Here is a 15767-nt window from a genome sequence, read left to right as displayed (position 1 = left end):
CTTGCAAATACTGGCTGGGCCCGGAGAGATCCGGGTCCAGCCGAACCTGTCTTGGAGAGGGGCCATTCGCGGCCTCGTGAAAACGGCCTGATCGTCCGCGATGCAGGCCCCTCTCCTGGGAAAGGTTCGGACGGGAGGAAACCTTTGGGACGGTTTCCATGAATTGGTCCACCCCCCCAATCTCGGACGAGGCGTCACCGGGGACCCGACGGTCGGCGCATCAGTTGAGAACATGAAAGGTAGTTACCGGATGGCGCAGACCTATCTTGGCCAAAAACGCTTGCGTAAATACTACGGTAAAATCCGTGAAGTATTGGAGATGCCGAACCTGATCGAGGTTCAGAAAGCATCCTACGATCTTTTCCTCAAATCCGGCGATCAGCCCCAGCCGATGGACGGCGAAGGCATCAACGCCGTGTTCCAGTCGGTTTTCCCGATCAAGGATTTCAACGAAACCGCCATTCTCGAGTTCGTGAAATACGAACTGGAAACGCCGAAATTCGACGTGGAAGAATGCCAGCAGCGTGACCTGACCTATTCGGCGCCGCTGAAGGTGACCCTGCGTCTGATCGTATTTGATGTCGACGAAGATACCGGTGCGAAGTCGGTTAAAGACATCAAGGAACAAGACGTGTTCATGGGCGATATGCCCCTGATGACGCCGAACGGCACCTTTGTCGTGAACGGCACCGAGCGCGTGATCGTGTCTCAGATGCACCGTTCGCCGGGCGTGTTCTTTGACCATGACAAAGGCAAGACCCACTCCTCGGGCAAACTGCTTTTTGCCTGCCGCATCATTCCCTATCGCGGCTCCTGGCTCGATTTCGAATTCGACGCCAAGGACATCGTCTTTGCCCGTATCGACCGTCGCCGCAAACTGCCTGTGACCACCCTGCTGTATGCGCTGGGTCTGGACCAGGAAGGCATCTGTGACGCCTATTACGACACCGTCAACTACAAGCTCGACAAGAACAAGGGGTGGGTTACCAAGTTCTTCCCCGAGCGTGTGGCCGGCACCCGTCCGACCCAGGATCTGGTCGATGCTGCCTCTGGCGAAGTCATTGCCGAAGCTGGCAAAAAGATCACCCCACGTGCCGTCAAGAAACTGATGGAATCGGGTGAAGTCACCAACCTTCTGGTGCCGTTTGACAGCATCGTTGGCCGCTTTGTCGCCCGTGACATCATCAATGAAGAAAACGGCGCGATCTATGTGGAAGCCGGCGACGAGCTGACGCTGGAATACGACAAGGACGGCGAACTGATCGGTGGCTCGCTGAAAGAGCTGCTGGATGCCGGTTTCACCGACATTCCGGTGCTGGATATCGATAACGTCAATGTTGGCGCCTATATCCGCAACACCATGGCCAGCGACAAGAACATGAGCCGCGAAACCGCGCTTATGGATATCTATCGCGTGATGCGCCCGGGTGAGCCGCCCACGGTTGAAGCGGCGTCTGCCCTCTTCGACACGCTGTTCTTCGATTCAGAGCGTTACGACCTGTCGGCCGTTGGTCGCGTGAAAATGAACATGCGTCTTGATCTGGATGCCGAAGACACCCAGCGCACGCTGCGCCGCGAAGACATCATCTCCTGCATCAAGGCGCTGGTGGAACTGCGCGACGGCAAAGGCGACGTGGACGACATCGATCACCTCGGCAACCGTCGTGTGCGTTCCGTTGGCGAGCTGATGGAAAACCAGTATCGCGTGGGCCTTCTGCGTATGGAGCGCGCGATCAAGGAACGCATGTCGTCGGTCGAGATCGACACCGTCATGCCGCAGGACCTGATCAACGCCAAACCGGCGGCGGCGGCTGTTCGCGAATTCTTCGGCTCTTCGCAGCTGTCGCAATTCATGGACCAAACCAACCCGCTGTCGGAAGTCACCCATAAACGCCGTCTCTCGGCGCTTGGGCCGGGTGGTCTGACCCGCGAACGTGCTGGCTTTGAGGTGCGTGACGTTCACGCAACCCATTATGGCCGCATGTGTCCGATTGAAACGCCGGAAGGGCCGAACATTGGTCTGATCAACTCGCTGGCCACCTTTGCCCGCGTGAACAAATACGGCTTCATCGAAACCCCGTATCGTAAGGTTGTGGATGGCAAGGTCACCGATGAGGTGAACTATATGTCCGCCACCGAAGAGATGCGTCATACCGTGGCTCAGGCCAACGCGCATCTGGACGAGGAAGGCCGTTTCGAGAACGAGCTGGTGAACACCCGTAAATCGGGCGAATACACCATGGCGCAGCGCGAAAGCGTTGACCTGATCGACGTGTCGCCGAAACAGCTGGTGTCAGTGGCGGCCTCGCTTATCCCGTTCCTTGAAAACGACGACGCCAACCGTGCTCTGATGGGCTCGAACATGCAACGTCAGGCCGTGCCGCTCCTGCGCGCCGAAGCTCCGTTTGTGGGCACCGGTATCGAAGGCAAGGTTGCGATCGACTCGGGCGCGGCCATTCAGGCCAAGCGCGGCGGCGTGATCGACCAGGTGGATGCCACCCGGATCGTTGTGCGCGCCACAGAAGACCTGGCCCTGGGCGACGCTGGTGTGGACATCTATCGTCTGCGCAAGTTCCAGCGCTCGAACCAGAACACCTGTATCAACCAGCGTCCGCTGGTGAAGGTGGGCGACAAAGTGTCGAAAGGCGAAGTGATCGCTGACGGCCCGTCGACCGATATGGGCGAACTGGCTCTGGGTAAAAACGTGGTTGTCGCGTTCATGCCCTGGAATGGCTACAACTACGAAGACTCGATCCTGATTTCCGAGCGCATCGCGCGTGACGACGTGTTCACTTCGGTCCATATCGAAGAGTTCGAAGTCGCTGCCCGTGACACCAAGCTTGGGCCGGAAGAGATCACCCGCGACATTCCGAACGTCGGTGAAGAAGCGCTGCGCAACCTCGATGAGGCCGGCATCGTTTACATCGGTGCGGATGTGGAACCGGGCGACATTCTGGTTGGTAAGATCACCCCCAAAGGCGAAAGCCCGATGACGCCGGAGGAGAAACTCCTGCGCGCCATCTTCGGCGAAAAAGCCTCGGACGTGCGCGACACCTCGCTGCGTGTGAAACCGGGTGATTTCGGGACCGTTGTGGAAGTGCGTGTCTTCAACCGCCATGGTGTGGAAAAAGACGAACGTGCCCTGCAGATCGAGCGTGAAGAGGTCGAAAGCCTTGCCCGCGACCGCGATGACGAGCTGAATATCCTTGAGCGCAACATCTATGCGCGCCTCAAGGGCATGATCCTTGGCAAAGTGGCTGTGAAAGGTCCGAAAGGCGTGAAAGCCGGTTCGACCATCACCGAAGAACTGCTTGAAACCCTGTCGCGCGGTCAGTGGTGGCAGCTCGCCCTTGAGGACGAGGATGACGCCAAGATCGTGGAAGCCCTGAACGAACAGTTCGAGACCCAGAAACGCGCGCTTGAGCACCGTTTCGAAGACAAGGTCGAGAAAGTGCGTCGTGGCGACGACCTGCCGCCGGGTGTGATGAAGATGGTCAAAGTCTTCATCGCCGTGAAGCGCAAGCTGCAGCCGGGCGACAAGATGGCCGGTCGTCACGGGAACAAAGGTGTTATTTCCAAGGTTGTGCCGATGGAAGACATGCCGTTCCTCGCTGACGGGACCCCGGTTGACTTCTGTCTGAACCCGCTTGGCGTGCCGTCGCGGATGAACGTTGGTCAGATCCTTGAAACCCATATGGGTTGGGCCGCACGCGGTCTGGGTCTGAACGTGGATGAAGCCCTGGGTGAATACCGCCGCTCCGGCGATCTGACCCCGGTGCGCGAAGCCATGCGCATCGCCTATGGCGAAGACGTCTACGAAGAAGGCCTTGCCGGGCTGGAAGAAGACGCGCTGGTGGATGCTGCATCAAATGTGACCCGTGGTGTGCCGATTGCAACGCCGGTCTTCGACGGTGCGAAAGAGGCTGACGTGAACGACGCGCTAGAGCGCGCTGGTTTCGACACCTCGGGCCAGTCGGTCCTGTTTGACGGTCGCACCGGCGAACAGTTCTCGCGCAAGGTGACGGTGGGTGTGAAATACCTGCTGAAACTGCACCACCTCGTGGATGACAAGATCCACGCGCGGTCGACCGGGCCGTACTCGCTTGTTACCCAGCAGCCGCTGGGCGGTAAGGCGCAGTTCGGTGGCCAGCGCTTCGGTGAGATGGAGGTCTGGGCTCTGGAAGCATATGGCGCGGCTTACACGCTGCAAGAGATGCTGACGGTGAAATCGGATGACGTTGCTGGCCGGACGAAAGTCTATGAAAGCATCGTCAAAGGCGAGGACAATTTCGAAGCCGGCGTGCCGGAATCGTTCAACGTTCTTGTCAAAGAAGTCCGCGGCCTCGGCCTCAACATGGAACTCCTGGATGCGGAGGGTGAGGAGTAAGGCGCCCGCCTTACCCCTCCCACCCTTCCCCTTAGAAAAAGGAACGCAAAATGAACCAGGAATTGACAACCAACCCGTTCAACCCGCTGACCCCGCCGAAGGTTTTCGACGAAATCAAGGTGTCGCTGGCCAGCCCGGAACGGATCCTGTCTTGGTCCTATGGTGAGATCAAGAAACCCGAAACCATCAACTACCGCACGTTCAAACCCGAACGTGACGGCCTGTTCTGTGCGCGTATCTTTGGCCCGATCAAAGATTACGAATGCCTTTGCGGCAAATATAAGCGCATGAAATATCGCGGCGTTGTCTGCGAGAAATGTGGTGTTGAAGTGACCCTTCAAAAGGTCCGCCGCGAGCGTATGGGCCACATCGAACTGGCCGCCCCCGTGGCACATATCTGGTTCCTCAAGTCGCTGCCGTCGCGCATTGGCCTGATGCTGGACATGACGCTCCGTGATCTGGAACGCATCCTCTATTTCGAAAACTACGTGGTGATCGAACCGGGCCTCACCGACCTCACCTACGGTCAGCTGATGACCGAAGAAGAGTTCATGGATGCCCAGGACACTTACGGCATGGACGCCTTCACCGCCAATATCGGTGCAGAAGCCATCCGTGAGATGCTGAGCCAGATCGACCTGGAAGCCGAAGCCGAGCAGCTGCGCGCTGACCTGTCTGAGGCCACCGGCGAGCTGAAGCCCAAGAAGATCATCAAGCGTCTGAAGATCGTTGAATCGTTCCTTGAATCGGGCAACCGTCCCGAGTGGATGATCATGACCGTTGTGCCGGTGATCCCGCCAGAACTGCGCCCGCTGGTGCCGCTGGATGGGGGCCGTTTCGCGACCTCGGATCTCAATGATCTCTATCGCCGCGTGATCAACCGGAACAACCGTCTGAAGCGTCTGATCGAACTGCGTGCGCCCGATATCATCGTGCGCAACGAAAAGCGGATGCTGCAGGAATCTGTGGATGCGCTGTTTGACAACGGCCGTCGCGGTCGCGTGATCACCGGCGCCAACAAGCGTCCGCTGAAATCGCTCTCGGACATGCTGAAAGGTAAGCAGGGTCGCTTCCGTCAGAACCTTTTGGGGAAACGCGTCGACTTCTCGGGTCGTTCGGTCATTGTGACCGGCCCGGAACTCAAGCTGCACCAATGTGGTCTGCCGAAGAAGATGGCCTTGGAACTGTTCAAGCCGTTCATCTATTCGCGTCTCGAAGCCAAGGGCCTGTCTTCCACGGTGAAGCAAGCCAAGAAACTGGTGGAAAAAGAACGTCCCGAAGTGTGGGATATCCTTGATGAGGTGATCCGCGAACACCCGGTCATGCTGAACCGTGCGCCCACGCTGCACCGTCTTGGCATTCAGGCGTTTGAACCGGTCCTGATCGAAGGCAAAGCGATCCAGCTGCACCCGCTCGTGTGTTCGGCGTTCAACGCTGACTTCGACGGTGACCAGATGGCTGTTCACGTGCCGCTCTCGTTGGAAGCCCAGCTGGAAGCCCGTGTTCTGATGATGTCGACCAACAACGTTCTGTCGCCCGCCAACGGCGCGCCGATCATCGTTCCGTCGCAGGATATGATCCTTGGCCTCTACTACATCTCGATGGAGCGTGAGGGCATGAAAGGCGAAGGCATGGTCTTTGCTGACGTGGACGAAGTGATCCACGCGCTCGACGCTGGTGAGGTGCATCTGCACGCCAAGGTTACCGCCCGCATCCCGCAGGTGGACGCCGAAGGCAACACCGTGATGACGCGCTTTGAAACCACGCCGGGCCGGATCCGTCTTGGTGCTCTGCTGCCGCAGAACAACAAAGCCCCGTTTGAGCTGGTGAACCGTCTTCTGCGGAAGAAGGAAGTGCAGCAGGTCATCGACACCGTCTACCGGTATTGCGGTCAGAAAGAGTCGGTTATCTTCTGTGACCAGATCATGTCCATGGGCTTCAAAGAAGCGTTCAAGGCGGGCATCTCGTTCGGTAAAGACGACATGGTTATCCCCGACAACAAGTGGGAAATCGTCGACGAAACCCGTGACCAGGTGAAGGGTTTTGAGCAGCAGTATATGGACGGTCTCATCACCCTTGGCGAGAAATACAACAAGGTGGTCGATGCCTGGTCGAAATGTAACGACAAGGTCACCGACGCGATGATGGGCACCATCTCGGCCAATAAGCGCGACGAAAATGGCGCCGAAATGGAACCGAACTCGGTTTACATGATGGCCCACTCCGGTGCGCGTGGTTCTGTCACGCAGATGAAACAGCTGGGCGGGATGCGCGGCCTGATGGCGAAACCGTCGGGCGAGATTATCGAAACGCCGATTATCTCGAACTTTAAAGAAGGTCTGACCGTGCTCGAGTACTTCAACTCGACCCACGGTGCCCGTAAGGGTCTGTCGGATACCGCTCTGAAAACCGCAAACTCCGGTTACCTGACCCGCCGTCTGGTGGACGTGGCACAAGACTGCATCGTGCGCGAAGTGGATTGCGGCACCGAAAACGCGATCACCGTGGAAGCGGCCGTGAATGACGGTGAAGTTGTGTCGTCGCTGGGCGAACGTGTTCTGGGTCGCGTGGCGGCCGAAGACATGATCAAGCCGGGCACGGACGAAGTGATGGTCGCCAAAGGCGAGCTGATCGACGAACGCAAGGCCGACACGATCGAAGAAAGCGGCATCGCTGCCGTGCGCATTCGCAGCCCGCTGACCTGTGAGGCAGAAGAAGGCGTCTGCGCCAACTGCTATGGCCGTGACCTGGCCCGCGGCACCCGCGTGAACGTGGGCGAAGCCGTCGGCATCATCGCAGCCCAGTCGATTGGTGAACCCGGCACGCAGCTGACCATGCGGACCTTCCACATTGGTGGGGTTGCACAAGGTGGCCAGCAGTCGTTCCAGGAAGCCAACCAGGAAGGCAAGATCGAGTATCGCAATGCCAATATCCTGGAAGATCGCCACGGCGACACCATTGTCATGGGCCGCAACATGGTTGTTGCCATTGTCGATGACAACGGCGTGGAACGGGCGGCCTTCAAACCGGGCTATGGTGCGAAACTGTTTGTCAAGAACGGGGCCGCCGTGTCGCGTGGTGACAAGCTGTTTGAATGGGACCCGTTCACCCTTCCGGTGATCGCCGAGAAAGATGGTAAGGCCAAGTTCCTCGACCTGACCTCCGGGATCTCGGTGCGGGACGAAACCGATGACGCCACCGGCATGACGCAGAAAATCGTGACCGACTGGCGTGCTGCGCCGAAAGGCAACGAGCTGAAGCCGGAAATCATCGTGGTGGACGAAAACGGCGAACCCGTGCGCAATGACGCGGGCAACCCGGTGGCCTACACCATGTCGGTGGATGCCATTCTGTCGGTCGAAGATGGTCAGTCGGTGAAAGCCGGTGACATCGTCGCACGGATCCCGCGCGAAGGGTCGAAGACCAAGGACATCACCGGTGGTCTGCCGCGTGTTGCCGAACTTTTCGAAGCCCGTCGTCCGAAAGATCACGCGATCATCGCTGAGATTGATGGTTACGTGCGCTTTGGCCGCGACTACAAGAACAAGCGTCGCATCTCGATCGAGCCGGCTGAAGAAGGCCAGGAGGCGGTCGAATACATGGTGCCCAAGGGCAAGCACATTCCGGTTGCGGAAGGTGACTTCATCCAGAAGGGCGAATATCTGATGGACGGTAACCCCGCGCCGCACGATATTCTGGCTGTTATGGGCGTTGAGGCCCTGGCCAACTACATGATCGACGAAGTTCAGGACGTGTATCGTCTGCAGGGCGTGAAGATCAACGACAAGCATATTGAAGTGATCGTGCGCCAGATGTTGCAGAAGTGGGAGATCTCGGATTCGGGTGAGACCACGCTGCTCAAGGGCGAACATGTGGACAAGGCCGAGTTTGACGCGGCAAACGAGAAAGCATCGCGCGAAGGGCGTCGCCTGGCATCGGGTGAACCGATCCTGCTTGGCATCACCAAAGCGTCGCTGCAGACCCGGTCGTTCATTTCGGCCGCCTCGTTCCAAGAGACCACACGTGTTCTGACTGAGGCATCGGTCCAGGGCAAACGCGACAAGCTGGTTGGCCTCAAGGAAAACGTCATCGTTGGTCGCCTGATCCCGGCCGGGACCGGTGGGGCCACCCAGGACGTGCGCCGCGTGGCCCAGGCCCGCGACAACAAGGTGATCGAAGAGGCCCGCGCCGAGGCCGAACAGGCCGCGATGCTTGCCGCACCGGTCGAGGACGCCGCGACTGTGTTCGGTTCGGATGTTGAGGAAGATGACCTCGGCCTGATCGACACCCCGGAAATGGGTGGCGACGAGCAGCCCTGATCTGGGTGATCCAACCTGAAAACATGCAAAAAGCCCCGCCTTTCGGTGGGGCTTTTTCTATGGGGGATGTGTCCTCTCCGGGGACTGTGCCCGCTTTCGTAAGGGGGACGGGCCGGGTGCGGTTGGCGGGCGTGAAGAGGGGCGCTGCCCCTCGCGGCGAGGCCGCTCACCCCGAGATATTTGAAACAAGGAAAAGGAGGCGCGGGGAAGGCCAATTCCGACCGGACGCGGTGGGCAGGAACCGTCGTGATTGGGCTGGCGTGCAAGGGGATGGATTGTTAAAGCGCTTCCATATTACGTTGAAACAGCGTGATGTGGAAACGATGCGCACCCTGCAAGGATGGTGGGCGTTTCCAGTTATTGCGTGATCCAACAAGAACTGGAAACGCTTTAACAGTCTGAAAAAGGATCGTGTAATGGCCCTGAGCGACAATATGAAAGGCGCGGTGTTCATGACCGCGGCGATGACCTGCTACACGCTGAACGACGTGTGTGTGAAGCTGATGCTGGACGGGATGCCGCTTGGGCAGACCGTGACACTGCGCGGGGTGATTGCGGTGGCTTTGATGTATGTCGTCGGGCGCTATCTGGGGGTCCTTCGCTTCAACCTGCCCTGGCGTGAATGGGTGTTGATCGGATTGCGCGCCGGGGCCGAAATCACTGTGACCTACTGTTTTCTGACCGCGCTTTACAACATGCCGATTGCCAATGTGACAGCGATCATACAGGCGCTGCCGCTGACGGTAGCGCTGGCGGCCTGGGCGGTTTTGGGGGAGCCGCTTGGCTGGCGGCGCCTTGTGGCCATCCTTGTGGGATTTGTCGGTGTTTTGTTGATTGTCCAGCCGGGGGGCGAGGGGTTTTCGGTCTGGTCGATTTATGCACTGGCGGCGGTGGCGCTGATCACTTTGCGTGACCTGATCGTGCGGCGGATGGATCCGGCAACCCCGTCCACGACGGTGGCGTTCCTGACCGCCATTGCCATCACTGTGGGGTTTTCCCTCCTGTCCATCGGTGAGGACTGGTCTGGGGTGGATGCGGCTTCGGCGGGCCTGTTGGTTCTTGCGGCGGGGTTCATCACGATGGGATATCTGCTGTCGGTTTTGGTGATGCGGGTGGGGGATATTGGGTTCATCGCGCCGTTTCGCTATGCGGGGTTGGTGGTGGCGCTGATCACCGGGCTGTTGATTTTTGGCGACTGGCCGGATGGGGTCACGCTGCTGGGGGCCGCGATTGTGGTGGGCACGGGATTGTTCACCCTATATCGCGAGCGTTTGGCGGCCGTCAGCTGCGCAAACGGGGGCAGGGCGGTGTGACAGCGGCCAAGTAGGGGCGTGCTGTTGACAGGGGGGGCGACTCTGTTTATACGCGGGAGCATCCAGCAAAGGGGGAGACCCCTGCGCACTTACAGGAATTGTGGGATCAAGACCGGAACTGCTTTGAAGAACCGGCCCTCTGTGAACCAACCGCGACGTTTGCCTCGGTAAGGAAACGCTCGCGGATTTTCGCTTTGTGAGGATCGTCATGATCCTGTCATGCGAAGAAGATTTAACCGCGTGGGGCCCCGGCCTTGCGTAGACGAAGTTGAGAAACGGGAAACGAGCCCTATGCCAACGATCCAACAGCTGATCCGCAAACCGCGTCAGCCCAAAGTCAAGCGTTCCAAGTCGCAGCACCTGGAATCTTGCCCCCAAAAGCGCGGCGTTTGCACCCGCGTTTACACCACGACCCCGAAAAAGCCGAACTCGGCTATGCGTAAAGTTGCGAAGGTTCGCCTGACCAACGGCTACGAGGTCATCTCCTACATCCCCGGTGAAAGCCACAACCTGCAAGAGCACTCGGTTGTTCTGATCCGTGGCGGTCGTGTGAAAGACCTTCCGGGTGTCCGTTATCACATTCTGCGTGGTGTGTTGGATACCCAAGGCGTCAAAGACCGTAAGCAACGTCGTTCGAAATACGGCGCCAAGCGTCCGAAGTAAGGAGAGTCTGATATGTCTCGTCGTCACGCCGCTGAGAAGCGCCAAGTACTGCCCGACGCCAAATATGGTGATGTAGTTCTTTCGAAATTCATGAACAACCTGATGATCGACGGCAAAAAGTCGGTTGCAGAGAAAATTGTCTACAATGCGCTGGATCGCATCGAAGACAAAGTCAAGCGCGCCCCGGTGGAGCTGTTCCACGAAGCGCTCGACAACATCAAACCCTCGGTTGAGGTTCGTTCGCGCCGCGTTGGTGGTGCAACTTACCAGGTTCCGGTTGAAGTGCGCCCCGAGCGCCGCGAAGCCCTGGCCATCCGCTGGTTGATCAAAGCGGCCCGTGCCCGCAATGAAAACACCATGGAAGAGCGCCTGGCCGGTGAACTTCTGGATGCCGTGAACTCGCGCGGTACTGCTGTTAAGAAACGCGAAGACACCCATAAAATGGCCGACGCCAACAAAGCGTTCAGCCATTACCGCTGGTAACGCCAAGGAAGGACGAACACCATGGCACGCGAATATCCGCTCGAGCTGTACCGCAACTTCGGTATCATGGCTCACATCGATGCAGGTAAAACCACCTGTTCCGAGCGTATCCTTTACTACACCGGCAAGTCCCACAACATTGGTGAGGTGCACGATGGTGCAGCCACCATGGACTGGATGGAGCAGGAGCAGGAACGCGGGATCACCATCACCTCGGCTGCGACCACCACCTTCTGGGAACGCACCGAAGACGGTGAAACCGCCGACACGCCCAAGCACCGGATGAATATCATCGACACCCCCGGCCACGTTGACTTCACCATTGAAGTTGAGCGTTCGCTGGCGGTTCTCGACGGTGCCGTCTGTGTTCTGGACGCCAACGCCGGTGTTGAACCCCAGACCGAAACCGTGTGGCGTCAGGCTGACCGCTACAAGGTTCCGCGCATGGTGTTCGTCAACAAGATGGACAAGATCGGCGCAGACTTCTTCAACTGCGTTCGCATGATCGAAGACCGCACCGGCGCCCGCGCTGTTCCGGTTGGCATTCCGATCGGTGCAGAAACCGAGCTGGAAGGCCTGATCGATCTGGTCAACATGGAAGAGTGGCTGTGGCAGGGTGAAGACCTTGGCGCATCGTGGATCAAAGCACCGATCCGTGACAGCCTGTCGGACATGGCCAACGAGTGGCGCGAGAAGATGATCGAAGCCGCCGTTGAACAAGACGACGACGCGATGGAAGCCTATCTGGAAGGCAACGAACCCGACGTGCCGACCCTGCGCAAACTGCTGCGCAAAGGCACCCTGGCGCTGGACTTCGTTCCGGTTCTGGGTGGGTCCGCCTTCAAAAACAAAGGCGTTCAGCCGCTGCTCAACGCTGTGATCGACTATCTGCCCAGCCCGCTGGACGTTGTGGATTACATGGGCTTCAAACCCGGTGACGAAACCGAAGAGCGTAACATTGCCCGTCGCGCGGACGACGACATGGCGTTCTCGGCTCTGGCGTTCAAAATCATGAACGACCCCTTCGTTGGCTCGCTGACCTTTACCCGCATCTACTCGGGTGTCCTGAACAAGGGCGACACGCTCCTGAACTCGACCAAAGGTAAGAAAGAGCGCGTTGGTCGTATGATGATGATGCACTCGAACGACCGTGAGGAAATCACCGAAGCGTTCGCAGGCGACATCATCGCGCTGGCAGGTCTGAAAGACACCACCACTGGTGACACTCTGTGTGCCGCCAACGACCCGGTGGTTCTGGAAACCATGACCTTCCCGGATCCGGTGATCGAGATCGCGGTTGAGCCGAAAACCAAGGCTGACCAAGAGAAAATGTCGCAAGGTCTGGGCCGTCTGGCCGCTGAAGACCCGTCCTTCCGCGTGGAAACTGACCTGGAATCGGGCCAGACCATCATGAAGGGCATGGGCGAACTTCACCTCGACATCCTGGTGGACCGTCTGAAGCGCGAATTCAAAGTGGAAGCCAACATCGGTGCCCCGCAGGTTGCCTATCGCGAGACCATCTCGAAAGCGATCGAGCACACCTACACCCACAAGAAACAGTCGGGTGGTTCGGGTCAGTATGCTGAAGTCAAAATGGAAATCATGCCGACTGAAGCTGGCGAAGGCTATTCGTTCGAAAGCCGCATCGTTGGTGGTGCCGTTCCGAAGGAATACATCCCGGGTGTTGAAAAAGGCATCAACTCGGTTATGGATAGCGGCCCGCTGGCCGGCTTCCCCGTGATCGACTTCAAGGTTGCCCTGGTCGACGGTAAGTTCCACGACGTGGACTCCTCGGTTCTCGCCTTCGAAATCGCTGCCCGTATGTGTATGCGTGAAGGCATGCGTTTGGCTGGCGCCAAACTGCTGGAACCGATCATGAAAGTGGAAGTGATCACGCCTGAAGAGTACACCGGTGGCATCATCGGCGACCTCACCTCGCGTCGTGGTCAGGTGTCTGGTCAAGAGCCGCGCGGCAACGCGATTGCAATCGATGCAAACGTGCCGCTGGCGAACATGTTTGGCTACATCAACACCCTGCGCTCCATGTCTTCGGGCCGTGCGCAGTTCACCATGCAGTTCTCGCATTACGATCCGGTTCCGCAGAACATCTCGGACGAAATTCAGGCGAAATACGCGTAAGCGTTTTTCCCCACACAGAAAACCGGGCGGGGGTGGCCCCGTCCGGACCAATTTAAAAGGAGGCCATCATGGCTAAGGAAAAGTTTGAACGCGGTAAACCGCACGTAAACATCGGCACCATTGGTCACGTTGACCACGGCAAGACGACACTGACCGCAGCGATCACCAAGTATTTTGGTGACTTCAAAGCCTACGACCAGATCGACGGCGCGCCGGAAGAGAAAGCCCGCGGGATCACCATTTCGACCGCTCACGTTGAGTATGAGACCGAGAACCGTCACTACGCCCACGTTGACTGCCCGGGTCACGCTGACTACGTGAAGAACATGATCACCGGCGCCGCCCAGATGGACGGTGGTATCCTGGTTGTGAACGCTGCTGACGGCCCGATGCCGCAGACCCGCGAGCACATCCTGCTGGCCCGCCAGGTTGGTGTGCCTGCTCTGGTTGTCTTCATGAACAAAGTTGACCAGGTTGACGACGAAGAGCTGCTTGAGCTGGTTGAAATGGAAGTTCGTGAACTGATGAACGAATACGACTTCCCGGGCGACGACATGCCGATCATCGCGGGTTCCGCGCTGGCCGCCATGGAAGGCCGTGACAACGCAATCGGTGAAGACAAGATCCGTGAGCTGATGGCCGCTGTTGACGAATACATCCCGACCCCGGATCGCCCGGTTGACGGTGACTTCCTGCTGCCGATCGAAGACGTGTTCTCGATCTCGGGCCGTGGTACCGTTGTGACCGGTCGTGTGGAACGTGGCGTGATCAACGTTGGCGACTCGATCGAAATCGTTGGCCTGAAAGACACCCAGACCACAACCTGTACCGGTGTTGAAATGTTCCGCAAACTGCTGGATCGCGGTGAAGCTGGTGACAACGTTGGCGTTCTGCTGCGCGGTATCGACCGTGAGAAAGTTGAGCGTGGTCAGGTTCTGTGTAAGCCGGGTTCGGTTAACCCGCACACCAAGTTCGAAGCTGAGGTCTACATCCTGACCAAAGAAGAAGGCGGCCGTCACACCCCGTTCTTCGCGAACTACCGTCCGCAATTCTACTTCCGCACCACCGACGTGACCGGCACCGTTCAGCTGCCGGAAGGCACCGAAATGGTGATGCCGGGCGACAACCTGAAGTTCAACGTTGAACTGATCGCCCCGATCGCAATGGAAGAAAAACTGCGCTTCGCCATCCGCGAAGGCGGCCGCACCGTTGGTTCCGGCGTTGTGTCGAAAATCGTTGAGTAAGATTAAATTTCCTCGGGAAATTTGATCTGGGCGACAGGTGAACTGACGACGTCAAATCGCCGAAAGCCAATCAACAGATAAGTGGAAAGGGCGCCCCCTGGGGCGCCCTTTTCGCGTTGAGCACAACGGGTAGGGCATTACAGAAGGGCCACCCCTGCCCCCGAGGGTAGGGCGTGGCCCGTGCTGCGCATGTGTCCGATCGCCGCAAATGTGGAGGAAACCAGTCAAACACCTATTGCTTTTAGAGAGACCCTATTGTCGCTGGAGGCTCTCCATAAGCTTTGCTATTACGCAATTAGGTCAAATCCACCTTTACTTCTTGCCAAACCCACTTTTGTTTTTGGTGCCATCTACTGGCTTATAAGATTGGCCGGGTTTGGGGGTTGGAGGAAGGGGCTTTCCCTTTACGGTAGTGCGTTCTTGGCCAGTTTTACCTCCGCGTGGACCAACTATTTCTACCTGCCCAGATCCAGGGGCAATTTCGCCCGGTTTGTAAGTTTTGCTCATCGTCTATACCTTGATTGTTAAAAGCAATAATTAGTTATAACTTTTAGCGTTCAGTTCAAGGGGGTGAAACAACTTTATGGTGTGTTTCTTAAGGTGGGGCCTTAGTGAATACCACAAGTTAGTTAATAATTGGAGGTATGTTGGAGATGTGGGGACTCCGCTCGGTCGGGCCTGAAAATGTCCACTGGAAGTTTCCTTTTTTCGCGGCTTTTCTTCTTGCCACAGGCCCCATTCCCCCGTATATCGCGCGGGTTCGCATTGTGAATTTGCAATGGGGAAGATTCGGTTTTGCCTGATGGCCAATCTGGAACGACCTTAAATTCACATTGGGTTCGACGAGGGCAGGGGGAATGAGCCACCTGTCGTCCTATCAACTCCTAGCCTGAAAGGGCGAATGCTATGCAAGGCCAAAACATTCGTATCCGTCTGAAGGCGTTTGACTATCGCGTGCTGGATGCCTCCACGCAAGAGATCGTCAACACCGCCAAACGGACTGGTGCACAGGTTCGCGGGCCCATCCCGCTGCCGAACAAGATTGAGAAATTCACGGTTCTCCGTGGTCCTCACATCGACAAGAAATCCCGCGATCAGTTCGAGATCCGTACGCACAAGCGTCTGCTCGACATCGTTGACCCGACCCCGCAGACCGTGGACGCGCTGATGAAGCTCGACCTGGCTGCTGGCGTTGACGTCCAGATTTCGGTTTAAGGAG

Annotated in this window: 8 protein-coding genes; all 8 read left to right on the top strand. The window is 57.9% G+C overall.

What is annotated here, in order from left to right; translation table 11 throughout:
* Nucleotides 1–250: 250 nt before the first annotated feature.
* Nucleotides 251–4387 carry a DNA-directed RNA polymerase subunit beta gene (rpoB, locus tag XMD517_RS08255; protein WP_173486331.1) on the top strand — a complete coding sequence of 1379 codons (4137 nt, stop codon included), beginning with the start codon at nt 251–253 and terminating at the stop codon, nt 4385–4387.
* 50 nt (nt 4388–4437) lie between these two features.
* Nucleotides 4438–8706: a DNA-directed RNA polymerase subunit beta' gene (rpoC, locus tag XMD517_RS08250; protein ID WP_173485863.1), complete on the top strand. Its 4269-nt coding sequence runs from the start codon at nt 4438–4440 to the stop codon at nt 8704–8706.
* Nucleotides 8707–9122: 416 nt separating this feature from the next.
* Nucleotides 9123–10019 (top strand): DMT family transporter, encoded by an 897-nt coding sequence (locus XMD517_RS08245; protein WP_368493331.1) that lies wholly within the window; start codon nt 9123–9125, stop codon nt 10017–10019.
* Between the two features lie 291 nt (nt 10020–10310).
* Nucleotides 10311–10682: a 30S ribosomal protein S12 gene (gene rpsL, locus XMD517_RS08240; protein ID WP_008331617.1), complete on the top strand. Its 372-nt coding sequence runs from the start codon at nt 10311–10313 to the stop codon at nt 10680–10682.
* Nucleotides 10683–10694: 12 nt separating this feature from the next.
* On the top strand, nt 10695–11165 hold the full coding sequence (rpsG, locus tag XMD517_RS08235) for a 30S ribosomal protein S7 (protein WP_055187895.1): 471 nt from the start codon (nt 10695–10697) through the stop codon (nt 11163–11165).
* Between the two features lie 21 nt (nt 11166–11186).
* Nucleotides 11187–13304 (top strand): elongation factor G, encoded by a 2118-nt coding sequence (fusA, locus tag XMD517_RS08230; RefSeq protein WP_173485862.1) that lies wholly within the window; start codon nt 11187–11189, stop codon nt 13302–13304.
* 68 nt (nt 13305–13372) lie between these two features.
* Nucleotides 13373–14548: an elongation factor Tu gene (tuf, locus tag XMD517_RS08225; RefSeq protein WP_173485861.1), complete on the top strand. Its 1176-nt coding sequence runs from the start codon at nt 13373–13375 to the stop codon at nt 14546–14548.
* 906 nt (nt 14549–15454) lie between these two features.
* Nucleotides 15455–15763 carry a 30S ribosomal protein S10 gene (gene rpsJ / locus XMD517_RS08220; protein WP_055187900.1) on the top strand — a complete coding sequence of 103 codons (309 nt, stop codon included), beginning with the start codon at nt 15455–15457 and terminating at the stop codon, nt 15761–15763.
* Nucleotides 15764–15767 lie beyond the last annotated feature (4 nt).

It is taken from the genome of Aliiroseovarius sp. xm-d-517 (assembly GCF_013283135.1).
Classification (GTDB): Bacteria; Pseudomonadota; Alphaproteobacteria; order Rhodobacterales; family Rhodobacteraceae; genus Aliiroseovarius; species Aliiroseovarius crassostreae.
This window is presented reverse-complemented; position numbering and strand designations above follow the sequence as displayed.